The sequence below is a fragment of the Deltaproteobacteria bacterium HGW-Deltaproteobacteria-18 genome, from assembly GCA_002841885.1.
Lineage (GTDB): Bacteria > Desulfobacterota > Desulfovibrionia > Desulfovibrionales > Desulfomicrobiaceae > Desulfomicrobium.
Window position 1 is genome coordinate 209,444 of the sequence record PHBE01000001.1, and the last position, 23,084, is coordinate 232,527.

Below are 23,084 nucleotides of genomic sequence, written 5' to 3' on the forward strand. Positions count from 1 at the left end.
ATCGGTCGGCCGGGAAGACGGCTTCCCGGCCTCTCTCAAAAAAAAATGACCCGCGCTTCGGACATCCGTAAGCGCGGGTCTTTCTTTTCGATACAAACAACGCAGATTCAGAGCGGATACGGCGTCAAACTGCGTACTCCTTTCTCGGTGACCAGCACGGTCTGCTCAAACTGGGCCGAAAGGGACCCGTCGGCCGTGACCACGGTCCAGTCGTCATCGAGCCGGTTTATGGCCAGACCGCCCTGGTTGATCATGGGCTCGATGGTGAAGACCATGCCCGGCACAAGCACGATGCCAAGACCGGGACGCCCGGTGTGGTTGACTTGCGGCTGCTCGTGAAAGGCATGCCCCACTCCGTGCCCGACCAGCTCGCGCACCACGGAATACCCCGAGCTTTCCGCATGGCTCTGAATGGCGTAGCCCACATCCCCAAGCGTCGCCCCTGGACGCACGGCGGCGATGCCCCGGGCCAGGCACTGGGCCGTCACCTCCACAAGCCTTGCGGCCTCGGCGGAGACCTCGCCGACGAAAAAAGTACGGTTGGCGTCGGCAAACCAGCCATTCCTGATGCTGGTCACATCGACATTGACGATATCTCCCTCGCGCAGCTCACGCGGGCCCGGAATGCCGTGGCAGATCTCGTCGTTGACCGATACGCACGTACTCTTGGGAAACCCCCTGTAGCCCAGGGGAGCGGGCACGGCCCCATGCTCCAGCGTGAAGTCGTGGACCAGGGTATTGAGGGCGTCCGTCGTGATTCCGGGGGCGATATGGCCCCCAATCATGTCCAAGGTGCGCACCACGAGCTCACCGGCCTTGGCGATTCCGTCCACGGCGGCCTTGTCCTTCAGCTTGATGCGATACCGTTTCCAATATTCTTCCGCCACGGAAGCGCTCAGGCTGCGGCGGTTCAGGCGTAATTTCGAATTGCGAAAAAGCATGGCGTACCTTTGTTTGATGTATTTTCGTATCACTTGTCCCAGAACCCACCGTTCTGTCCAGTGTCCACAAACGTTGCCTTCCGCGATCCTTTCGGCCATGGTCGCAAAAAAAGGAGGCACCCATGCCAGTTATCAAAATTTCAGGAATGTCCTGCGCCCATTGCACGGGTTCCGTGACCAAGCTTTTGCAGGCAACGCCCGGCATCTCGAACATCGCCGTAACCCTGGACCCCGGTCAGGCCAGCTTCGACGCCGCATCCGAAGTCAATCTCGATCAGGTCAAGGAAGCCATCCGCAAGATCGGCTTTGATCCGCAGGACTAGAACATGTTTCCAACCCTGCGCAAACTGATCCTGCTCGTTCTGGGCATTCCCTTCGTCATCCTCGGCACCCGCTTCCTGCTCGATGCCGGTCAAAGCGCGCTGATCCATTTCGCCGCCGAGTCATGGAAGCCGATCACCGTGGAAGTGCTTTCGGTGGAACAGTTCTCAAGCGCTGACCAGGCGCTGGGCAACCAGACCGTGGTCCGCTACCAGTACGAATTCGAAGGCCAGGCGCTTGCAGGGCAATTCTCGTGCATCGGCGACGAATGTCCGCAAACGGACCTGCACCAGTCCCTGCGCGCGGCGCAGGACGAGAATCGGCCCGTGGCGGCCCTGGTCAATCCGGACGACCCCGCACAATCCCTGCTCTATCGGCACCTTTACATGCCGCTCTTCCTGCTCAAGGCAGGGGTCGGGCTTTTCTGCTTCCTGACCGGCAGCGTGTCCGTCATCTTCGGCGTCTATCTGTTGAGCGGTGCAGGCGCCGCCAAGGGAGGCAAATGATTCACGTCGTGGCCCACGTCACCCTCAAGCGCAAAACGGCTCCGCTCTTTCTGCGCGAATTCCGCGACCTGGCCGTCCTGGTCCGCCAGGAGCCTGGCTGTGTGGACTATTTCCCGGCCCAGGACGTGGACATGGACCTCGAAAGCCAGCACCTTGGCCCGGATTCGGTCACGGTGCTGGAAAAATGGGCCAGCCGCAAAGCTCTCGAAAGCCACCTGCGCTCCGGCCACATGCGGGGATTCCAGGAGAGAATCAAAGACATCGTACTCGACACGAAACTGATCATCGTCGAAGAGGTTTAGCGCCAGCCATTCAACCCTGCTCAAGGTCCGCTGCCGCCATCGTCTTGAGGCCCGTCGGCTGTCTGACTGAGCCAGGCATCGATTGTTGAACCGTTGCCTGACACATCACCAAAGTTTTCCACCCTGTGCGCAACGATTCAACGTTACGAGGCCGGAGAAGTAATTCCGGAGGGTCTAAAGACCATTCAACCCTGCTCAAGGTCCGCTGTCGCCCTGGCCTTGGGGCCCGTCGGCTGCCTGACTGAACCAGGCATCGTTAGTTGAATCGTTGCCTGACGCATCACCGGAACTTTCCACCCTGCGCGCAACGATTCAACTTTACGAGGCCGGAGAAGGAGTTCCGGCGGGTCTCAAGGCCAGGGCGACAGCGGACCGTTTGCCGTACAAGGCCTCAATCTTGTTCCATTCAAAAAAAGCAAAGCCCCCGTTACAATAACCTTGGCGGGGGCTTCATTTATTTCATGGACAGATCAATGCCGCCTCAGTCGCCCGGATTCTCCCGCGCCAGCTTGAGCAGAGCGTTGATCACGCATGCCGCGAGGCTGGAGCCTCCCTTGCGGCCGGCAATGGTGATGTAGGGGATGGCGTCCTGGGCCAGGAGCAGGTCTTTTGCTTCCGCAGCGTTCACAAACCCGACCGGCATGCCGACGATGAGTTTTGGCGGCCGGGCGCCCCGCTCCATCCAGTCCAGGAGACGATAGAGAGCTGTCGGCGCATTGCCGATGACGAAAATGTCCGCTCCACCATGGGCCATGACCTCGTCCACGGCGGCCCAGGCCCGGGTGACGCCTTCGCTTTTGGCCCTTTTGGCCACGGCCGGATCATCGATCAGGCAGCGCACACTGCATCCCAGAGGCTCAAGCCGCCGGACCGGGATGCCGGACAATGCCATGCGGGTGTCGGTCACGATGTCGGCTCCGGACAAAAGCGCGTCCTTGCCGGCCTTTATGGCGTCAGGGTGAAAACGGATGTGCGAAAGCAGGTCGAAATCCGCCGTGGTGTGGATCATGCGGCGGGCGACAGCCCATTGGTCCCCTGCAAAAGGCCGGGGTTCGGGGACCTCTGCATCGATAATGGCAAGAGAGCGGGATTCGATCTCCAAAGGGGGGACAGATACGTACATGAGATATCCTTATGAAGAAGCGCCGGGCAAAATGCTCAAGGGGTTTTGCGGCGCGAAATCAAAACCTCATTTGGGGGAATCGTCAAAGACCGTTATCGTAAAAAGGCTTTGCTGCTCAAAAAATTCCTGCTCGATGCGACCGATCAGAGGCTCCTCGACATCAAGCACGATTCTGGCGCGCTTGAACGGCTTGTCCTCGTGACCGACCCTGATTTTGCGGACCATGCGCCCGTCACAGGGGATTTCCCTGGCCAGGTCGGCCGCCGGCAGAGCGCCGTCGAAGTCGCACACCACCCGCACCGGAAGTGCGGTCTTCAACGTGAACACATCGGGCAGCACGGGGCCATCCAGGTAGATGCGCACCCGCTCGGCGGAGGCAAGGATCTCGAATTCGACGCGCACTATGCGCTGTTCCCCGAAAAACAGGCAGGCCTTGCCCGAATTCTTCTCGAACACGGGCACGGAGACATCCGTTCCGGGGGCCAGAAGCGCGGAATGAAAAATTCCCGGATTGAGCTTGGCAAAACTGTCCCGGACCTTGGCGTACTCGACCATGGAGGTGACGCAACCGTATTTCAGCAACAGTTGGCGAATACTGTCCCCTTCCACGACACGGTGCATGCGCACTGAATGCTCCGCAGCGAAAAGCTGCCCCAGCGGGCAGGATACGAAAAGAATCCAGAACAAAATACAGGAAAAACGGATTGATCTCTTCATGACCGGCTAACATCCATCATTTTAAAACGTCCGTATTTGACAACTTGGACAGTAACCAAGAAAGAAGAAAAAGAAAATCAATTCCATGTCATAATTTTCATTGTCACGGACGCACTTTTTTGCGCCCTCTCCGCCCCGCCTCGATTCTCCGCACCCGGTAAGGCAAACAGGGACCGCTTGGATACGTACACGATTTCTGTTAGCCGTAAATACCGTCTCACGACGCATCCGGCGCAAGATCCGGCAACCGAAGGCACCTCCCGAACGACCCACCAAGGGGAACACGAATTTCATGAGCATCCGCAAGAATTCCAGCGCACAGGATCTTGAATCCGAACTCAGCGCGTGCCGAGAAGAGCTTGGTGAACTCAAAAGCCGCCTCCATGAGCGAAGCCCAGTCCAAGAACCGCTGTACGAAGACGCGGCCAGGCTGACGCAACTGGTTGCGGAACTGGACAAGGCCAAGCGGCAGGCCGAATCCGCAAGCCGCATGAAGTCCCAATTTCTGGCCAACTTCAGCCACGAGATCCGTACCCCCATGAACGCCATCATCGGCATGACGGACGTCGTGCTGGGCACGAAGGTCACCCCGGAACAGCATCGCGCCCTGACCATCGTCAAGAACGCCTCGGAATCCCTGCTCAATCTCATAAACGGGGTCCTTGATCTCTCCAAGATCGAGGCCGGGCAGTTCGCGCTGGAAATACGCCCCTTCGATCTGCGCGCCGAGGTCGAGAGAACCGTCAGCACCCTTGGCCTCACGGCCGCAGAGAAAGGACTGGAACTGATCTGCCGCCTGCCTGCGGACATGCCCCGGGAAATGCGGGGCGACCCCATCCGCCTGCGCCAGATACTCATGAACCTGCTTGGCAATGCGCTCAAGTTCACCCCCTCCGGCCATGTCTGCTGCTCCTGCGCCGTGGAACCGGACGAGACGGGCGACTGCGTGGTCCGATTCAGGATCGAGGACACCGGCATCGGTATTCCCGAAGACAAGCAAGCCGGCATCTTTGAGGATTTCACCCAGGTGGACAGCTCTTCCACCCGCGTTTACGGCGGGACGGGCCTGGGGTTGTCCATCTCGCGCAAGCTGGTGCGGCTCATGGGCGGCGACATCTTGGTCAAGAGCACCCCCGGACAGGGCAGCACCTTCGAATTTCACGCCCGCATGAGCCAGGCCAGCGCCCCGGATATGGAACACGCCGGAATCTTCGATCACGCGGCCACGGTGCTGGTCGTGGCCAACAACCCGCTGATCCGGGCCCATGTCGAGGACCTGCTTGCCTTCTGGGGACTGGACACCCAGAGCACTGACTGCATGGAATGCATGGGTCTTGACGGAAAAAACGTGGACCTTGCGATCATGGACACAGACTTCGGCGACTTTGCCTGCATGGAACTCACGCCCGCGGGCGGGGTCCTGCACAATATTCCGAGCATCGTGCTGACCCAGATGGGCGACAAGTCGATCACGGCCGGCGAGGGACAGATCCGCTCCGTCCTGACCAAACCCCTGCTCCAGGATGAATTGCTGCGCGCCCTGGCCCAGGTCTTCGGGCTGCGTCTGCATCTGCCGGACAATCAGCCCACGGAGCGGAGCCTGCCCCGGCTGCGCCCCCTCGAAATCCTGCTGGTCGACGACGTGGCCACCAACAGGGAACTGGCCGGGCTGCTGCTTTGCAAGATGGGACACACGGTACACGAGGCAAGCGACGGCCTGGACGTGCTGACCATGATCAGCAGGCACGCCTACGATCTCATCTTCATGGACCTGCAGATGCCGGTCATGGACGGATTCACCGCCACGGGCATCATCCGCGCCTGCGAACAGGGCCAACCCGCCCCCACGGACATGGACGACAGCTTTCTGGTCAGGGCCGTGCGCGAGAAGATTCAGGGCACATACACGCCCATCGTGGCCATGACCGCCCACGCCCTGCTCGAAGACAAGGAGCGCTGCCTGGAAATCGGCATGGACGGCTATCTGACCAAGCCCCTGCGCCTGGAAGAAGTGCACGCGGTCCTCGCCCGCTTCAGCGAGGCCCTGGACTCCTCTCCAGCCCATCCCGAGACACTCGAAAGCGTGCCGGAAATGCCGCACCGGACAGTGCCCGACGACGCCCCTGAATCTTTCCCGACACCCGAATCGCCCCTTTCTCCACCCGAACCTTGCTCCGGCTTCGTCGAGCGCATGCTGACCTCGTTGAACGCCCAGTACGAACTCGACCGCGAAGAGGCCATGCCGCTGATCCAGAGCCTGGCCGAGACCCTGACCGTTCACGACCAGGAGTTGCGGACCTGCCTGGAGACGACCGAAACGGGCAAGCTCATGCATCACGCCCACGGCATCAAGGGTCTGCTGCTGAACATGGGCCTGACCGGGGAAGGCATGGCGGCAAAAAAACTGGAGGATTCGGCCCACGCGGACGCCGCATCCGAAGACCTGCGCCGGGAGACCGAGGCCCTGCTGCTGACGACCGGCAACATTCTTGCGGAACTACGCATCGCCCTTGACGGCGAAAACACCTGAAGGAGGCATCATGAACACCCTGACCTGGCACGGCCACTCGGCCTTTGCCATCGCAAGCCAGAATCTCTCGATACTGATCGACCCCTGGTTCGACGGCAACCCGTCGGCCAAGGCCACGGCCGACAACATCAACGCGGATCTCGTCCTGGTCACCCACGACCACGGCGACCATGTGGGCCAGGCCCTGGAAATCTGCAAACGCACCGGGGCCACACTCGGCTGCATCGTTGAGCTTGCAGCCAAGCTCAAAAGCCAGGGCCTGCCGGACAGCCAGATCCTGAACGGCATCGGCTTCAACATCGGCGGCACCGTGACCCACCAGGGCATCGCGGTGACCATGGTCCAGGCCACCCATTCCTGTGAATCGGGCGTGCCGGTGGGATTCATCATCCGCCTGCCGGACGGTTACACCATCTATCATTCCGGCGACACGGGCATTTTTTCGTCCATGGCCATGTGGGGCAAGCTCTACAAGATCGACCTGGCCCTGCTGCCCATAGGCGGAGTCTTCACCATGGACGGGGCCCAGGCGGCCTATGCGACGATGATGCTCAGATGCAAAAAGGTCATCCCCATGCACTGGGGCACGTTCCCGGCCCTGGCCCAGAACGTGGACGCATTCAAGAAGGAGCTGGACAAACTGGACTTGGGCGATGCCCTGATGCAGGTCGAAGTGGGTGTGCCGGTCGGGCTGGTGGGCTGACCCGCCCGGCAACTTCGATCATCTTGATGAAACCGCCGATTCCGGCAGATAAATGCTGAAACGGGTGATTCCTGGAAGGGGTTCGTACACCAACCGCCCTCCCAAATAGTTCTCGACAAAAACCTTGGCCATATACAGACCAAGACCGCGATCATCACCCTTGGTTGAAACATAGCGTTTGAAAAGCTGCAGGGCCACCTCCGAAGCGATGCTTCCGGTGTTGTCAACCGAAATCCGAAACCCGCGCGGCTCAATATCCCAGCTCACCTGGACCGAAGAGCTGGCCGGAGAGGCTTCCAGGGCATTCACAATGAGATTTGAAAGAACATGCCGCATAAGCTTGGGGTCTGTGAACACGCGGATCCCGGGACCGTCCGCGAGCAGCTTTCTGCCGCGCGAGACAGGTTGGTCGCGCAACTGCTCGACCAACCGCGTCACAACCTGGGAAACGTCGTGCGCTGCAATCTTAACGGCCAATTTGCCGTTTTCCACGGCCGCGATATCATACTGGTAAAGCACCTCCTGCAGCATGGCCAGCGCGCTCTGTCGCAGCAAAGGAACATGTTGGCTCAATTCATCATTTTCGGCGCCGGAGAGCATGGAAAACATGGTTTCCATGCCTCCGGCGGCGTTGATCATGTTATGCAGGAAATTTCGGTTCAAAACCGCAAGACGCCGTTCATGACTTATATCGAGCGCGATGTTGAGGCTGAAAATCCGATCATCATGCACAAAGGGGCGGGACAGAATCTGGACATCGATGGCGTGCAGCCCCAGGGCATCCTTCGTCAGGATGTGACATTCCCTGCAATCTTCAATACCCCGCAAGCTTTTCAGGATGGCCAGTACCGCTCCGCAGTGACGGCAATACGCCGAACACCCGCAACCGGCCTCCATTTCCTGCGCAAAGATGCAGCCTAGGGCCTCACCCGGCCGCAACCCTATGATCCCATTTTGCATGGACGGTTTGGCGGCACGAACAAATAGCGGATTGCTGTACACAATCTGGCGGTGCGAATCGGCCAGAAAAACCATGAGCGGCAGTCGCTCCAACCACTTCACGTGATCCAGTTGGACGAGTTGCTCACGAAGACCCTCGAGACATTCAGCAGGCAGCCGCTCTGCAGGAGCGAAAAGAGTAGGCATGGCTATGTTTGTCATTTGAGTGCTCTTACATGCATTTTTTGATTTTTCAAATGCAGAATGCATGAATTCGTCAATAATCATTCGTCACAACACACCATGATTACTGAATAAATAAAATCAAAATGGCCCTGCCGAAAAGATCGGTCGGGCCATTTATCTAGCAATGCTTTAATGAAACTAGCTGGTTACACTAAAAAGATCGAACGGCTTTTTACAGTGTCGGAGGCACGACCTCGCCGCTGTTGACCATGCGTTCGATCTGGTCCACGTCCTTGTCGCCGCGCCCGGACAGGTTGACGATAATGATCGTTTCCGGGGACAGCGCGGGCGCGATGCGCAGGGCGTGCGCCAGGGCGTGGGAGGACTCGAGGGCCGGGATGATGCCTTCGGTGCGCGAGAGCAGGAAGAAGGCGTCCAGGGCCTCGTGATCGCTTGCGTGGACGTACTCGGCCCGGCCCAGATCCTTGAGATGGGCGTGCTCGGGGCCGACGCTCGGATAATCGAGGCCCGCCGAGATGGAATAGACTTCCGCGGGCTCCCCGGCCGGATCCTTGAGCATGTAGGAATTGAACCCGTGCATGACGCCCGGTTCGCCAAGACAGAGGGTGGCCGCGTGCTCGCCGTATCCAAGTCCCCTGCCGGCAGGCTCCACTCCGACGAGCCTGACTTCCTCGTGGGGAATGAACTCGGAAAAAAGGCCCATGGCGTTGGAACCGCCACCCACGCAGGCGATGCAGTAATCGGGCAGGCGGCCTTCGGCCTCCAGAATCTGCGCCTTGGCCTCCCGGCCGACGACGGACTGGAATTCCCGCACCATGACCGGATACGGGTGCGGCCCCACGGCGGAACCGAGCAGGTAGAATGTGTTCTGCGCGTCCTGAACCCAGGCCATAAGCGCCTCGTCCACGGCCTCCTTCAGGGTCTTCTGGCCGCTCTCGGCGGGAACGACCTTGGCTCCCATCATCTGCATGCGGAAAACATTGAGCTTCTGCCGCTCCACATCCACTGCGCCCATATAGATGGTGCACTCCATGCCCATGAGCGCCGCCGTTGCCGCAGTGGCCACACCGTGCTGGCCCGCACCGGTCTCGGCGATGATCTTCTTCTTGCCCATGCGCTTTGCGAGCAGGATCTGGCCAATGGTGTTGTTGACCTTGTGCGCGCCCAGGTGGTTCAGATCCTCGCGCTTGAGGTAGATTTTGGCTCCCCCGCAACGTTTGGTCAGGTTGGCGCAAAAATAGAGCGGATTGGGGCGGCCGGTAAACTGCTTCTGGTAATACTCGTATTCCTTGATGAAATCCGGATCGTTGCGATAGCGTTCAAAAGCCTCCGCCAGTTCATTGAGAATGTCCTTGATCGGTTCGGGAACGAACTGTCCGCCGTAGGCGCCAAAAAAACCGTCTGCAGTGGGCATGGTCATGAGGAGTCTCCTTGGGGTTCAAATAAAAAAAACCGCGGTCAGTCTGCACTGCCGCGGTTGGTATTTTGCTTATCCTTTGACGGATTTCAGGCCAAGACGCATCCCACGGCATGTATTTCATGCCGCCACCAAAGAAGGGAAACGCTGCTGGTCGTGTTATTCATGGAGAAAATAACTGCCCACGCACTGAGCGTTTGTCAAGCCATAATCGATCGGATACACAAATGCGTCACGATCACCAAAGGAGTATCCGCATGATCACCAAAAATGAAGACGCCGTCTGGCACGAGCTCATCCCGGGCATCAGTGTCAGCACCCTGGTCCATGGAGACAAGACCCTCATGGCCCGTTTCGAACTCAAGGAGCACTCGTATCTCCCCATCCATTCGCACATGCACGAACAGACCGGATACCTGGTCTCAGGGGACATGACCATGACCATCGACGGAGAGGAGCACCGCTTCGGCCCCGGCGACAGCTGGTGCATCGCCCCCGGAGTCGAGCACGGCGCGGTCATTCACGAAACCTGTATGGCCATAGAGGTCTTTTCCCCCGTACGCGAGGACTACAAGCCCTACCTGCCGCAGGGAAAAGCATATTGATGCACGCCGACACATTTTCCCGCACCTTCACGGTGGAAGAAACAGCCTCGGCCTGCGACACGCTGGCCGGTCTGACAGGACTGCCCAAGAGCCGCATCAAGGACTGCATGGCCAAGGGCGGCGTGTGGTGGTCCCGTCCCGGACGGGCGACCACGAGGCTTCGACGCGCGTCCACGCCGGTCAAGCCCGGTGAACGCCTGGAGATCAACTACGATCCGGCCCTTCTGGCGCTGGTCCCGGCCCAGCCGGAGCTCATCGCCAAGACCAAGCACTATTCGATCTGGAACAAGCCTGCCGCCGTCCTGTCCCAGGGCACCCGCTTCGCGGATCACTGCACCCTGCCCCGCCTGGCCCAGGCCAAACTTGGGGCCAGAAACGAACTGCACCCGGTTCACCGCCTGGACCGGGAAGCGCGGGGGATCATGCTCCTGGCCCACGACGGCAAGGCCGCAGCGAAGCTCGGGGAGCTTTTCCGCCAGAGCAAGATCGAGAAGGAGTACCTGGCCATCGTGCGCGGCATTCCGGACTGGACGGATCTTGAGGTCAACGAACCGCTAGATGGCAAAGAGGCCCGCTCACGCTTTCACGTCATCCAGAGCGACCCCGCATCCGACATGACCCTGCTGATCGCCCGCATCGATACCGGACGCAAGCACCAGATCCGCCGCCATCTTCACGGCCTGGGGCATCCCGTCATGGGCGATCCGCGCTACGGCCGCGGTAACAAGCGGGTCGAAGAGCTGCAGCTCGTGGCCAGAAGCCTGGCCTTCACCTGCCCCTTCACCAACGCGCCCAAGCAGTGGGTCGTTCCGGATATCCCGTTTCCGCTGTCGGACTGAATCCCTTCTGAGATCACGCCAACACACGATACCTGCCTGACATTTCTGGTTTTTTACATAAAGACCTCACTTGAAAAAACCATGTTTTCAAGTGAGGTCTTTGTATTTCGATCTCAAATCAATTTATCTTCCGCCTCAAAAGCACTTCTCTTCAGCACCTCAAGGTCCGGTGTCGTCATGGTCTTGAGGCGCGTCGGCTGTCTGACTGAGCCAGTCATCGTTTGTTGAACCGTTGCCGGACGTGCCGCCCCGATTTTTCGCCCTGCACGCAACGGTTCAACTCTACGAGGCCAGCGAAGGAGTTCCGGCGGGCCTCAAGGCCATGGCGACGCCGGACCGCGTGCCGCAGAAAACCCCTCATGCTCCGCCAAGTCAGATCAAAAATTCCTCTTCCAACTCACCGCAACAAAAGCACTTCCCGCCAGCGCCTCAAGGTCCGGTGCCGTTATGGTCTTGAGGCGCGCCGGCTGTCTGACTGAGCCAGGCATCGTTTGTTGAACCGTTGCCGCACGTGCCGCCCCGATTTTTCGCCCTGCACGCAACGGTTCAAATCTACGAGGCCAGCGAAGGAGTTCCGGCGGGCCTCAAGGCCATGGCGACGCCGGACCGCGTGCCGCAGAAAACCCCCTCATGCTCCGCCAAGTCAGATCAAAAAATCCTCTTCCAACTCACCGCAACAAAGCACTTCCCGCCAGCACCTCAAGGTCCGGTGTCGTCATGGTCTTGAGGCGCGTCGGCTGTCTGACTGAGCCAGGCATCGTTTGTTGAACCGTTGCCGGACGTGCCGCCCCAATTTTTTGGCCTGCACGCAACGGTTCAACTCTACGAGGCCAGCGAAGGAGTTCTGACGGGCCTCAAGGCCATGGCGACGCCGGACCGCGTGCCGCCAACATCTCTTTTACCATACGCATTTCTGACAGGCCCACTTTTATCTACAAAATTTTAAAACTCAGTATACTCTATTGGCAGCCCTGCATTGAGCCATTCATCAAATCCACCATCCAGAATGTACATATCTGTAAATCTCAATTTTTCCAAATCCCGCCTTGCGAGAGGGCTTTGCCTGCCTTTCTGGCAATAAAAAAGAATTTTTGAATCCCTTTCCAGTTGAGAAATGATCCTTTTGAAATTTGTTGCATAATAAGGAATAAGTCTTGCACCTTCGATATGCCCACTATCAAATTCATTTTTCGACCGTAAATCAATAATGACGAATTTAGGGTTGTCCCTGTTGTCTGCAATGAACTTTTGCGCTTCCAGCGGCGGTAGCAGATGCTCATTCGCGGCGGCAATTCCAGGCAAAGCAAAAAAAACACATAGAATGAGCGCAAACACTCCACGAAACCTTGAATTATTCATAATTAATCCATTTGCTAAAGCAAAATTGAACGTATGTGGCTGAAATCCGACATAACCATTATCTATGTTTTTTTGGTCCACCGCGCAACCTGCCCGGCCTCCAAATCAGGAAAACAGCATTTCCCTCCCTGCACATGCCTTGACTTGCCGCCTGTTTTCATTCAGCAGCCCTGATTCAAGGCAGCGGACAAGTGGCAACCCGCTTTAGAAATTCTCCCTCACCCCCGGCGCGAAGCTGCCGGGCCCCATAGGTGGCTCACATGCTCACTATCACCAAAGAATTCTCCTTTCATGCGGCCCACCGGCTGCATCTTCGCGACCTTTCCGAAGCAGACAACCTGCGTATCTACGGCAACTGCGCCCGCCTCCACGGCCACACCTACCGGCTGCAGGTCTGCCTTGCCGGACGGCCCGACGAAACGGGCATGATCCTGCATTTCGGAGAGCTCAAGAACATTGTCCAGAAAGAGATCCTGAACCGCTACGATCATGCCGACCTGAGCGATCTTCCGGAATACCTGGACCTGCCCGCCACGGCCGAAAACATGGCCGAGCACATATTCAGGACCCTGGACCGCGCCCTTCAGTCCGACCGCTTCCGGCTTCAACAGGTCTCGGTTTTCGAAACCCAGACAGCCTGGGCGACCCGGACCCGGGATGGAGGCGAACATGCTTGAGGTGTGTGAAATCTTCGTCTCTCTGCAAGGCGAAGGGCCATTTGCGGGCAGGCCTGCCGTCTTTGTCCGCCTGGCCGGTTGCGTGCCGCCCTTCTGCGACTGGTGCGACACCCCGCAAGCTCTCGGCGGCGGACGCCCCATGAGCGTTGAAGCCATCGAAGGCGAAATTGCCCGGCATCCACATGCGCTTGTGGTCATCACCGGCGGCGAGCCCTTCCTGCAGTGGGATGCGGGGCTCAAGCGTCTGGCGTGCGAGCTTGGCGCGTCCAGCCGAAAGGTGCAATACGAAACCAGCGGCAAGGCGGGTATCCCGGCGGACCACGGCGGCTTTGTGGTCTGCTCGCCAAAACCCCTCCACGCACCGGTGCTCGATCCGGATGCTGTTTCCCGGGTGGACGCCTTCAAGTTCGTGGTCGGGGAAGACATCTCCCCGGTGCTCGACTTTGTCGTGGCTCACGGCATCGATGCGAGCAAGGTCTGGCTCATGCCCCTTGGAGCCGTCAGGCAGGATCAGATGCGACGCATGGCCCCTGTATGGGAGTTGTGCGTGCGCCATGGCTTCAACTTCTCCCCCCGCCTGCACATTCTGACATTCAACGACAAGAGGGGTGTATGATGGATAGCGTCATTGTCCTTTCCGGCGGCATGGATTCCGCCGTCCTTCTGGCCCATGAACTCTCTCTTGGAGCACGGGTCGCGGCGCTGAGTTTCGACTACGGCTCCAAGCACAACCCGCGTGAACTGCCCATGGCCAGCGAAATCTGCGCGCGCCTGAACGTGGGACACAGGATCGTCGGGCTGCCATTCATCAATGAACTGTTTGCCTCGTCCCTGCTCCAGTCGGGCCAGGCCATACCAGAGGGTGCCTACGATGCGGACTCGATGAAGAGCACCGTGGTCCCGTTCCGCAACGGCATTCTCATTGCCATCGCCGTTGGCTACGCCGAGTCCGTCGGGGCCTCCCGCGTGCTCATCGGCTCACATTCAGGCGATCATCACATCTATCCCGACTGCCGCCCCGAGTTCAACGCAGCCATGGACGAGGCTGCACGGCTCGGCACGGACGACGCGGTACGCGTGGCGTTCCCCTTCTCGGCCATGGACAAGCGTGAAATCGGCGACCTGGGACGAACACTGGGCGTCGATTTCGCCCGGACCTGGACCTGCTACAAGGGCGGGGAACTGCATTGCGGGACCTGCGGTGCCTGCGATGAACGAAAGTTCGCCCTGCGCCACGACCAGGGCCTCGATCCGACGCGATACTTGAGATAAGGGAGAAAAAAATGCCCCATTCAAACCGCATGGTACTTGGCAGGCAGGTGGACTACAGCCGACGCTACGATCCGGCCCAGCTCTGCCCCATTCCCCGCTCCCTCGGACGCGGGGCAGCCGGGATCGAAGGCGCGGAAACTTTCGGCCATGGCGAGGATATCTGGAACATCTTCGAACTCTCCTGGCTGAACCCATCGGGCAAGCCGCTGGTGGCCATGGCCGAAGTGCGGGTGCCCTGGAATTCGCCTTGCCTCATCGAATCGAAATCGCTCAAACTCTATTGCAACTCCTTCAACATGACCGCCCTTGAAAACGCCGGTGAGCTGCGCGAAACCATGGCGAGAGACCTCTCGCTGGCCGCCGGGGCGGACGTGACAGTGCAGATCCTCGCCGCCGAAGAGTTTTCGCGATGCGTACTGGCCGAACCCGAAGGAACATGCATCGACGGGCTGGACATCACGGGCTTCACCTATGAGCCGGATGCTACCCTGCTCGGGACCGCATCCGACCCCGCACGCGAAACTCTCTTCACCCGGCTGTTCCGTTCCTGCTGCCCGGTGACCGGCCAGCCCGACTGGGCCACACTGCGCATCACTTACGCCGGTCCTCGCATCCTGCACGAAGGTCTGCTGCGCTATCTGGTCTCCTACCGGGAGCATCAGGGCTTCCACGAAGCCTGTGTGGAAAAGATTCACGCCGACATCCACCGTCACTGCGGCGCGCAGGAACTGGAGGTCAGCGCGCGCTTCACCCGGCGAGGAGGACTGGACATCAACCCCGTTCGCTCGACCCGCCCGGGCTCTTGGGCGAATCTGCGCGACCCGAGGCAATAGCGCCAAAAAGGCCCAAAAACGTCCGCGTCCTGCTCGGGCTTTTCAAGCTGAAATCCAAATCACACCATACTGCCTGATCCGCGGATGAATCTTCGCGGACCAGGCGTCCTAACCTGCCGAAAGTTCAGAGCTTACAACAAATTTAGCCCCGGCATTGCCAAATATTGGCCTGCACGCTATGGTTTCATCAACCAGCAAATTTTGATTGCATCCCCACGTGCAGCCCCCTTTCCTTCGCCCTCCTTTTCTCCTCCCCTTTGCACAAGCTTGGTTGCAGGCGTTTTTTCATTCTTTCACTTTTTATTCATGGAGGTCGGCATGACACGACAATTGTCTTTCAAAGCGCAACAGCGTGAGGTGGAGCCGCATTTTCGAAGCCAGATCGACGCGGCCGAGTCAACGGAAGACGTGAAGAAATTCTATGAAAGGACGATCCTTGATTTTCTGACCAGGGCGATCGGGGATCAGGTCAAAATCGAGCCCGGGGACGTGGTGCTCGATCCTGATGAAAAACAGGGATACCAGGTCAGCCACAGATTGCGAGATGATGACGATTTCAACAGGATGCATGAGGAATCCGATCTGCCCGCCATCATGCTGCTGTTGACCGAAAGGGCTCTGAACCGACATAAACATCTGGTCACCAAGCATCCGGACAAGACCGAACTAAAAATATTCCAGGTTCCGGGATCGCGCAGAAACTGATTTCCCTGGCAACCCGGACGAACCGCCCCACCAAGCGCCGCAAACCCCAGGCGCTCATTTCGCGAACCGGCGCCGCAAGCGGACGCGCCATAACCAGGAGCGATCATGCGACGAGCGATCAAGGCCATTTACAAGGGCGAACCCGTAACCGAAGGGGCGGGTGTGAAACTGCGACGGATTTTCGGCTATAACGAAGCCCCCGATTTCGACCCCTTCCTCATGTTCGACGACTTCAGGTCCGACAGGCCGGAGGATTTCAAACGCGGTTTCCCCTGGCATCCGCACCGGGGCATTGAGACCATCACCTATGTCATCAAGGGAGATGTCGAGCACGGCGACAGCATGGGCAACACGGGCGTCATCTCCAGCGGCGACGTGCAATGGATGACCGCGGGCTCCGGCATTGTCCATCAGGAGATGCCTAAAGGGGACTCGGACGGCTCCATGCATGGTTTTCAGCTCTGGGCCAATCTGCCCGCTGCCGAGAAAATGATGGCTCCGCGCTACCGTGGGCTGACCGCCGCACAGATACCCCAGATGCCCCTGGCCGACGGCACGCTGATCAAGGTCATCGCCGGACATGTCGAGGGCGTGCATGGCCCCATGGACGACATTGTGATCCAGCCGCAGTATCTGGACTGCTTCGTCCCTTCCGGGATCGGTTTCACGCACGCCCTGCCCGATGACCACACCGCCTTTATCTACGTCATCGAGGGTGCGGGCGTAGTGGAGGGCCAGGCGGTGGCCAACCGCGACCTGATCCTCTTCGGGTCCGGAGACTCGCTGGCCGTCGAGGCCGGTCCTGAAGGCATCCGCTTCCTGCTGATCAGCGGGCGCCCTCTGGATGAACCCATCGCCTGGCGCGGACCCATCGTCATGAATACCAAGGCCGAACTCGATCAGGCCTTCAAGGAATACCACGAAGGGACCTTCATCAAGCATCCCGTCAACCACCCCATCTGAAAACGAGCAGGCCCGGCAAAACCGGGCCTGCTCGACTCTACCCCTGCCTTGATGCATCCCAGCCTGCTGATTTCCTGAACAATCGGTCCGAAGTGGTTCATTTTCGGCCAAACGTTGCCAAAGAACGCCGGGAGAGTTATGTTTTAACCAAACATCGACTGCTCAGTTCTCGACAGCTCAATCTGCGACAATCCCACATTACCCCGTTTGACACAGACGATGTGATTTAGCCTTGCATGGAGGACAAAAGAAACCCGTTTTAATGGAGGATGAAAGAATGAAAATTCTGGCGGCTCTCGATCAATCGACCTACGCGTCTCTGGTGCTCAAGAAGGCAATGGAAACTGCGGCCAAGGAAAATGCGGAACTCACGACCCTGACCATTTCCACTGCGCCCTTCAACAACCTGTATCTCGGAGAAATTTCAGGCGAGTTTCAGGAAAGGATTCGCCAAGGCGTCCAGGAAACCGTGCAGCGCATCAAGGACCAAGCCAAGGCCGCCGACGCCAAGGTGAACGTCGTTGTGCAGGAGAGCCCGTCTCCGGCGGACGCCATCGTCGAATATGCCGAAAAGAACGGAATCGACCTCATCGTCATCGGCAACAAAGGCGCAGGAGCGGTCGAGCGGTTCCTCATCGGCAGCGTCTCGAGCAAGGTTGTTTCGCATGCGCCATGTTCGGTCATGGTGATCAAGAAATAGCCAAACAGGCGCGCTCCCGAAAAAAAACCGTCCGCCAAGACGTCAAAAAGCCCGGTCGTATCGGGCTTTTTGACGTCTTGGCGGACGGTAAAAGATACTGAAAATCAGCGCACCAGCGCCCGCAACGCGCTCAGCATACCGTCCCGGTTGATGCCGAGCCTGGCCCGCAGTTCCTTCTGGCTGCCGTGTTCGACAAAACGGTCGGGGACGCCCAGACGCATCACGCGCAAGCTCGAAAGTGCGTCGTGATCGGCGAGCAGTTCCAGCACGGCGGAACCGAAACCACCGGGCAAGGCGTTCTCCTCGACCAGGAGCATGAAGGGTTGCGACCTGGCCAAGGCCAGCAGTTGAGCTTCGGGCAACGGCTTGACGAAGCGAGCGTTGAACACGGCCACTTCCTTGCCTGTCTCCTCGCTCAGCATCCGCGCCGCTTCCAGCGCAGGACTCACCCGGCTGCCGAGCGCCACGATGACTCCATCCGTACCCTCGCGCAGCAGCTCCCCCTGGCCGATAGGCAGGATTCGGGGCGTGTCCGTCAATGGCGCGCCCTCGCCCACTCCGCGCGGATATCTCAGCGCCACGGGCCCATCAAAAGCCAGGGCCGTGGCCAGCATGTTCTGCAGTTCGGGTTCGTTGCACGGGGCCATGAGCACCAGATTTGGAATGTGGCGCAGAAAGGACAGGTCGAAAACGCCGTGATGCGTGGCCCCGTCTTCCCCCACCAGACCACCCCGATCAAGACAGAGGGTCACGTTCAGGTTCTGCAGGCAGACGTCGTGCACGATCTGATCATAGGAGCGCTGCATGAAGGTCGAATAGATGGCGACCACGGGTTTCATGCCCTGCGAGGCAAGCCCGGCGGCAAAGGTCACGGCATGCTGCTCGCAGATGCCGACGTCGAAAAAACGTTCCGGATACGTATCCGCAAAGCAGCTCACGCCGGTGCCTTCGGGCATGGCGGCGGTGATGGCCACGATGCGTTCGTCCTTCTCGGCCAGTTTGCAGAGCGTGGAGCCGAAAACTTCAGTGTAGCTGGGCATCGAGCAGGCGCCAAACTTTCGGGCCGCGCCGGTCTCGGGCTCGAAACAGCCCACCCCGTGGTAAAAGGTCGGATTGGTTTCGGCCGGCTCGTAGCCCTTGCCCTTCTTGGTCAGGACATGCACCAGAATCGGCCCTTCAAGTTCCCTGGTCTGCTGAAACACGTTGGTCAGCATGCGCATGTCGTGGCCCTGCAGGGGGCCGATGTAGGTGAAGCGGAAGGCCTCGAACAGCATGCCGGGAGTGAAGAAGCTCTTCAGGGAATCTTCGCTGCGCCGGGCGTATTCGGCCAGATCGTCACCGATCCTGGGAATCTGGCGCATGATGTTTTCCGCTTCCTTCTTGAAGCGCTGCACCCAGCGTTTGGACAGCTTACGGCTGAGGAATGACGACAGCGCCCCGACGTTGCGCGATATGGACATCTCGTTGTCGTTCAAAACCACGACCATGTTCTTGCCCAGCCCACCGGCCTGGTTGAGGCCCTCGTAAGCGAGCCCGGCGGTCATGGAGCCGTCGCCGATGACGGCCACGACCTTGTGGTCCTGATGGGCCAGGTCGCGAGCTGCGGCCATGCCCAAGGCGGCGGAGATGGAGGTCGAGGAATGGCCCACGCCGAAGTGGTCGTAGGGGCTCTCGCAGGTGCGGGGAAAACCGCTGATGCCGTCCAGCTGGCGCAGGGTGTGGAAGCGTTGCAGGCGGCCGGTCAGAAGCTTGTAGGCATAGGCCTGGTGGCCCACGTCCCAGATTATGCGGTCGCGGGCGGGGTTGAAGACGCGCAGGAGCGCCATGGTCAGTTCAACCACGCCAAGGGATGGGGCAAGATGCCCGCCCGTGGCGGACACGGTCTGAATGATCATGCGGCGAATCTCTTCGCCAAGCCTGGTCAGTTCCTTTTCATCCAGGGTCTGCACATCGCCGGGACTCTTTATGGCGGCCAGAGTGGGAAAAAGTTCCTGCAGGGTCTGCTCAGTCATTGATGCTCCTAATGCGTTCGATCCAGAATATAGAGGGCCACGGCCCGCAGAAAATCCGCGCGCGGGTGCGAAAATTCCGACAGCGCCGCCAAGGCCTGATCCACGCTCTGCCTGGCCAGAACCCGGCTCTGGTCTATGCCGAGCAGGGCCGGATAGGTCGATTTGCCCTGGGCTTCGTCGCTACCCACGGGCTTGCCGAGGGCAGCTTCGTCCCCGACCACGTCCAGAATGTCGTCCGTGACCTGAAAGGCCAGCCCGATGGCCCGGCCGTATTCCGAGGCAAGGGCCTGCTCGGGGTCGCCGCCGCCTCCGAGAATGCAGCCCGTGACACAGGAAGACTCGATCAGCGCTCCGGTCTTTTTGGCATGCATCTCGCGCAGTTGCGAAAGGCTTGCGGACTTGCCGGTCAGGCCCATGTCCAAAACCTGGCCGCCGACCATGCCACGTGGACCGGCAGCAGTCGAGAGGTGAAAAATGGCCTTCAGAATCCGGTCCGGTTGCAGTGCAACAGACGAGGCCAGGGTGAAGGCCTCGGTCAACAGGCCATCCCCGGCCAAAATGGCCGTGGCTTCGTCGAATTTTTTGTGGTTGGAGGGCTTGCCCCGGCGCAGGTCGTCGTCATCCATGGCCGGCAGATCGTCGTGAATAAGGGAGTAGGTGTGGATGCACTCGATGGCGCAGGCGAAATCAAGCACCTGGTCCGCACGGCCTCCGACCAGTTCCGCCCAGGCCAGGCAGAGCACCGGACGCAGCCTTTTACCCCCGGCCATGAGCGAATAGTCCATGGAGGCGGCCAGCAACCCGGGAGTTAGGCCGTCACCGAAAATCGTGGCCAGCCGGGCTTCCACCAACGCGCCAAGAGCCCCGAGTTCGGCCTTCATTTCCTGCGGGTTCATGCGTCATCTCCCGAAGCATCGGATTGCGCCGAGGATTCCTGGCCGGCGCTCTCCACAATGACGCGGGCCTGCTCGAGTTCCGCGCCGCATTCCCTGGAGAGCCGCACGCCCTCCTGAAAGAGTTTCACGCCCTGCTCCAGAGGCAGGTCGCCTCCTTCAAGCAGCGCCGTGATCTCCTTGACCCGCTCAAGCCGCTTTTCGAAAGTTTGCTGTGTCTTTGCCATGTCGCGCCTTTTTTATTGGACAGAATTTGCGAAAAAGAGAGCCGCCGGGTCCATCGCCAGATCGAGCACATAAAGGCCAAGGTGCAGATGCGGGCCAGTGACCCGGCCGGTCTGGCCCGCAAGTCCGAGGATCTCCCCGGCCTCGACCATGTCCCCCTGCCTGACCTTGAATTCGTCCAGATGCATGTAGACGGTGAAAACGCCCAGGCCGTGATCAAGAAAAACCGAACGCCCACCATAATAGTGATCGGCAACGAGCACGATCCGCCCGGGAGCAGCGGCCCTGACCGGATCTTTAAGCGCAGCCCGCAGGTCGAGCCCGCGGTGGGGATTGCGCTCCAGATCGTTGAAGAAACGCTTCAGGCCATAAGCGCTGCTGGCCTCGCCCGGAACGGGGCGCATGAGCGGGAGGACCAGATGGTTGTCGGGCGTTACCGTGTCGAGCACAGCACGCACCTCGGCATTTTCCCGCGCGATGCGCTCCTGCACCGCCGCCGGCGGACTGGCCATTTCCGTCGGTACCGTCAGGCGCTGTTCGGGAAATTCACGATTCTCGACCAGAATCGAGGTCTGCACGGCCAGGGGGCTAAGGCCCAGCTTGAGGATGCGCAGGGTCTCTGTGCCGGGCCTGGATTTGAGCACGTCCGTGCCGAGCAGAAATTCGACAGCCGTTTTTCCGGCCCCGGGCACATCAAGCTTCTTCCCGGCCCACTCCACGCGAAGCCTGTCCAGAGGCTCGTCGGATTCGACCCTGACCACGAAGGGCAGGCCGATGCCGACAACCTCTGGGCATTCCAGGCGCAATTGCGCGGCGAAAAGACCGCTGCCGGGCGTGGCGAGAAGGGCCGTGGCCAACAGTATGAAAAAAAGGAAACGTCGCAACATCATGGCAGCACCTCCGCTGAAAATTCTCCGTCCGCGACCTGTACACGGATTTCATCCCCCGCCCGCACATCCTCCCGCGAACGCACGAAACCGGCTGAGCCCCGGACCAAAGCGTAGCCTCGCGCCAGCGGAGCCGCAGGGTCCAGGGCGGCGAGACGGCCTTCGAGCCCACGCAGGGCCTCCAGACGGACGCGCACAAAGCGGGCTCCGGCCTGCTCCAAGGCTGATTCGGTCCGATCCAGGTCGGAACGCAGGGACAGCATCGCGGCCGGGCCCAGGGAGCGGTGCATGCGATCCTCCAGACGCGCCAGGGCCGTGGCGCGGCTGTCGAGCTGCGTCCTTGCGGCCTGGCGCAGACGGTCCCCAAGCCGCTCCAGCTCAAAGCCCCAGCGCTCGATGCGACGAGCCGGAGAATGCCAGTTCAGTCCTTGCACCTGCTGTTGCAGGCTCCGCTCCCGCGCTTCCAGCAAACGCTCCATGCCGCGGGCCAGGGCCAGGAAAATCTCGTCGGCCTGCTGACGCAGCACCCCGCGCTCGGTCCACAAAAGCTGCGCCGCGTGGGAAGGCGTGGCCGCGCGCTGGTCCGCCACCAGGTCCGCGATGGTCGTGTCCACCTCGTGCCCGACCCCGCAGACCACGGGCAGGCGGGAGCGGAAGATGGCCTCGGCCACGGGCTCGGTGTTGAAGGCCCACAGATCTTCAAGGGACCCGCCGCCGCGAATGAGCACGATGACATCGGCCCAGCCGTCGCGGTCGGCGCGGTCCAGGGCGGCGGAAATCTGGGCCGAAGCGCTGTCGCCCTGCACCAGGCTCGGGTACACCCGGATGGTGGCGCCATAGCCCCGGTCACCTGCAATGCGCAAAAAATCCTGCAGGGCCGCGCCCTGGGGCGCGGTGACCACGGCGACCCGGCGGGGATTGCGCGGCGGCGTCATCTTGCGGTCCGGATCGAAATACCCCTTGGCGGAGAGCTTGGCCTTCATGGCCTCAAAGGCCACGGCCAGCTCGCCCAGCCCCTGGCCCTGCACAAGCTCCGCCACCAGCTGATAGGCCCCGCGCGGCGGATACACATTCATGCGCCCGGCCACGAGCACTTCCTGCCCATCGCAAAGCTGAAAAGGCTCCCCGCTCTCAACCTCGCCAGTGACGGGATTGACCCGCTCGCCACCACCGGCGGCCCCCTTGGGCTGCGCCCCCTTGAACCAGACCACGCTCAAGGTTGCGTCATCGTCCTTCAAGGAAAAATACACATGCCCGGACGGCGGCCGGGAAAGGTTCGAAACCTGCCCCCGCACCCAGACGAACGGGAATTCGCCTTCGAGGACATCCTTGATGGCTTGGGTCAGGGTTCGGACGGAGAATATGTGCATGTTGCGATGATATCGGTTGGGCCGGAATGTCGCGACAT

25 protein-coding genes are annotated in these 23,084 nt (G+C 60.1%); 14 read left to right on the plus strand and 11 right to left on the minus strand.

Features of this window, described 5'->3' with window-relative positions:
• Window positions 1-107: 107 nt before the first annotated feature.
• Window positions 108-941, minus strand: coding sequence for a type I methionyl aminopeptidase (gene map / locus CVU60_00970; protein ID PKN43730.1), 834 nt, complete (start codon window positions 939-941; stop codon window positions 108-110).
• A 122-nt stretch (window positions 942-1,063) separates the two neighbouring features.
• Between map and CVU60_00975 the strand changes: the two genes are divergently transcribed.
• From CVU60_00975 to CVU60_00985, 3 genes are read left to right on the plus strand one after another with little or no spacing between them, the layout of a single operon-like run.
• Entirely contained in the window at window positions 1,064-1,264 is a 201-nt protein-coding gene (locus tag CVU60_00975; protein PKN43618.1) for a mercury transporter, read from the plus strand.
• 3 nt (window positions 1,265-1,267) lie between these two features.
• Window positions 1,268-1,768, plus strand: coding sequence for a hypothetical protein (locus CVU60_00980; protein ID PKN43619.1), 501 nt, complete (start codon window positions 1,268-1,270; stop codon window positions 1,766-1,768).
• Window positions 1,765-2,070 carry an antibiotic biosynthesis monooxygenase gene (locus tag CVU60_00985; protein ID PKN43620.1) on the plus strand — a complete coding sequence of 102 codons (306 nt, stop codon included), beginning with the start codon at window positions 1,765-1,767 and terminating at the stop codon, window positions 2,068-2,070. The genes CVU60_00980 and CVU60_00985 overlap by 4 nt, the downstream gene beginning before the upstream one ends.
• 481 nt (window positions 2,071-2,551) lie before the next feature.
• Here CVU60_00985 and CVU60_00990 read toward each other — a convergent pair whose 3' ends face one another.
• Both CVU60_00990 and CVU60_00995 read right to left on the minus strand, forming a co-directional pair.
• Window positions 2,552-3,193: a precorrin-8X methylmutase gene (locus CVU60_00990; GenBank protein PKN43621.1), complete on the minus strand. Its 642-nt coding sequence runs from the start codon at window positions 3,191-3,193 to the stop codon at window positions 2,552-2,554.
• A gap of 66 nt (window positions 3,194-3,259) precedes the next feature.
• Window positions 3,260-3,910, minus strand: coding sequence for a hypothetical protein (locus tag CVU60_00995; GenBank protein PKN43622.1), 651 nt, complete (start codon window positions 3,908-3,910; stop codon window positions 3,260-3,262).
• Between the two features lie 292 nt (window positions 3,911-4,202).
• Here CVU60_00995 and CVU60_01000 point away from each other — a divergent pair, with 292 nt between their 5' ends.
• Entirely contained in the window at window positions 4,203-6,440 is a 2,238-nt protein-coding gene (locus tag CVU60_01000) for a hypothetical protein (GenBank protein PKN43623.1), read from the plus strand.
• A 10-nt stretch (window positions 6,441-6,450) separates the two neighbouring features.
• The gene (locus CVU60_01005) at window positions 6,451-7,143 is read left to right on the plus strand and encodes a metal-dependent hydrolase (GenBank protein PKN43624.1); all 693 of its coding nucleotides are present in this window, start codon (window positions 6,451-6,453) and stop codon (window positions 7,141-7,143) included.
• Between the two features lie 18 nt (window positions 7,144-7,161).
• On the opposite strand, the gene CVU60_01010 is transcribed toward CVU60_01005, so the two are convergent.
• Window positions 7,162-8,370, minus strand: coding sequence for a hypothetical protein (locus CVU60_01010; GenBank protein ID PKN43625.1), 1,209 nt, complete (start codon window positions 8,368-8,370; stop codon window positions 7,162-7,164).
• A gap of 130 nt (window positions 8,371-8,500) precedes the next feature.
• Entirely contained in the window at window positions 8,501-9,709 is a 1,209-nt protein-coding gene (gene trpB / locus CVU60_01015; GenBank protein PKN43626.1) for a tryptophan synthase subunit beta, read from the minus strand.
• Window positions 9,710-9,963: 254 nt separating this feature from the next.
• Between trpB and CVU60_01020 the strand changes: the two genes are divergently transcribed.
• Both CVU60_01020 and CVU60_01025 read left to right on the plus strand, forming a co-directional pair.
• Window positions 9,964-10,311, plus strand: a complete 348-nt coding sequence (locus CVU60_01020) for a cupin domain-containing protein (protein PKN43627.1) — start codon at window positions 9,964-9,966, stop codon at window positions 10,309-10,311.
• The gene (locus CVU60_01025) at window positions 10,311-11,150 is read left to right on the plus strand and encodes an RNA pseudouridine synthase (protein PKN43628.1); all 840 of its coding nucleotides are present in this window, start codon (window positions 10,311-10,313) and stop codon (window positions 11,148-11,150) included. Before CVU60_01020 ends, CVU60_01025 begins: the two co-directional genes overlap by 1 nt.
• Before the next feature lie 942 nt (window positions 11,151-12,092).
• Here CVU60_01025 and CVU60_01030 read toward each other — a convergent pair.
• The gene (locus tag CVU60_01030) at window positions 12,093-12,509 is read right to left on the minus strand and encodes a rhodanese-like domain-containing protein (GenBank protein PKN43629.1); all 417 of its coding nucleotides are present in this window, start codon (window positions 12,507-12,509) and stop codon (window positions 12,093-12,095) included.
• Between the two features lie 260 nt (window positions 12,510-12,769).
• On the opposite strand from CVU60_01030, the gene CVU60_01035 reads away from it, so the two are divergent.
• The 7 genes from CVU60_01035 to CVU60_01065 all read left to right on the plus strand — a co-directional run bounded on the left by CVU60_01035 (window position 12,770) and on the right by CVU60_01065 (window position 17,659).
• Window positions 12,770-13,186 carry a 6-carboxytetrahydropterin synthase gene (locus CVU60_01035; protein PKN43630.1) on the plus strand — a complete coding sequence of 139 codons (417 nt, stop codon included), beginning with the start codon at window positions 12,770-12,772 and terminating at the stop codon, window positions 13,184-13,186.
• The gene (locus CVU60_01040) at window positions 13,167-13,802 is read left to right on the plus strand and encodes a 7-carboxy-7-deazaguanine synthase QueE (protein PKN43631.1); all 636 of its coding nucleotides are present in this window, start codon (window positions 13,167-13,169) and stop codon (window positions 13,800-13,802) included. Before CVU60_01035 ends, CVU60_01040 begins: the two co-directional genes overlap by 20 nt.
• Window positions 13,799-14,458, plus strand: a complete 660-nt coding sequence (gene queC / locus CVU60_01045; GenBank protein PKN43632.1) for a 7-cyano-7-deazaguanine synthase QueC — start codon at window positions 13,799-13,801, stop codon at window positions 14,456-14,458. The genes CVU60_01040 and queC overlap by 4 nt, the downstream gene beginning before the upstream one ends.
• A gap of 11 nt (window positions 14,459-14,469) precedes the next feature.
• A complete protein-coding gene (gene queF, locus CVU60_01050; GenBank protein PKN43633.1) occupies window positions 14,470-15,291 on the plus strand; it encodes an NADPH-dependent 7-cyano-7-deazaguanine reductase QueF in 822 nt (273 codons plus the stop codon).
• Between the two features lie 318 nt (window positions 15,292-15,609).
• Window positions 15,610-15,996, plus strand: coding sequence for a hypothetical protein (locus CVU60_01055; GenBank protein ID PKN43634.1), 387 nt, complete (start codon window positions 15,610-15,612; stop codon window positions 15,994-15,996).
• 105 nt (window positions 15,997-16,101) lie between these two features.
• Entirely contained in the window at window positions 16,102-16,959 is an 858-nt protein-coding gene (locus CVU60_01060) for a hypothetical protein (protein PKN43635.1), read from the plus strand.
• A 262-nt stretch (window positions 16,960-17,221) separates the two neighbouring features.
• Entirely contained in the window at window positions 17,222-17,659 is a 438-nt protein-coding gene (locus CVU60_01065) for a universal stress protein (GenBank protein ID PKN43636.1), read from the plus strand.
• A 104-nt stretch (window positions 17,660-17,763) separates the two neighbouring features.
• Here the strand turns inward: CVU60_01065 and dxs are convergent, their stop codons facing one another.
• The 5 genes from dxs to xseA are packed head-to-tail and all read right to left on the minus strand — an operon-like array spanning window position 17,764 to window position 23,046.
• Window positions 17,764-19,671, minus strand: a complete 1,908-nt coding sequence (dxs, locus tag CVU60_01070) for a 1-deoxy-D-xylulose-5-phosphate synthase (protein PKN43637.1) — start codon at window positions 19,669-19,671, stop codon at window positions 17,764-17,766.
• Between the two features lie 8 nt (window positions 19,672-19,679).
• A complete protein-coding gene (locus CVU60_01075; protein ID PKN43638.1) occupies window positions 19,680-20,567 on the minus strand; it encodes a polyprenyl synthetase in 888 nt (295 codons plus the stop codon).
• Complete coding sequence (xseB, locus tag CVU60_01080) at window positions 20,564-20,791, minus strand: exodeoxyribonuclease VII small subunit (protein ID PKN43639.1); 228 nt, start codon at window positions 20,789-20,791, stop codon at window positions 20,564-20,566. Before xseB ends, CVU60_01075 begins: the two co-directional genes overlap by 4 nt.
• A 12-nt stretch (window positions 20,792-20,803) precedes the next feature.
• Window positions 20,804-21,679 carry a M23 family peptidase gene (locus CVU60_01085; GenBank protein PKN43640.1) on the minus strand — a complete coding sequence of 292 codons (876 nt, stop codon included), beginning with the start codon at window positions 21,677-21,679 and terminating at the stop codon, window positions 20,804-20,806.
• Window positions 21,676-23,046 (minus strand): exodeoxyribonuclease VII large subunit, encoded by a 1,371-nt coding sequence (xseA, locus tag CVU60_01090; protein PKN43641.1) that lies wholly within the window; start codon window positions 23,044-23,046, stop codon window positions 21,676-21,678. Before xseA ends, CVU60_01085 begins: the two co-directional genes overlap by 4 nt.
• Window positions 23,047-23,084: the final 38 nt, after the last annotated feature.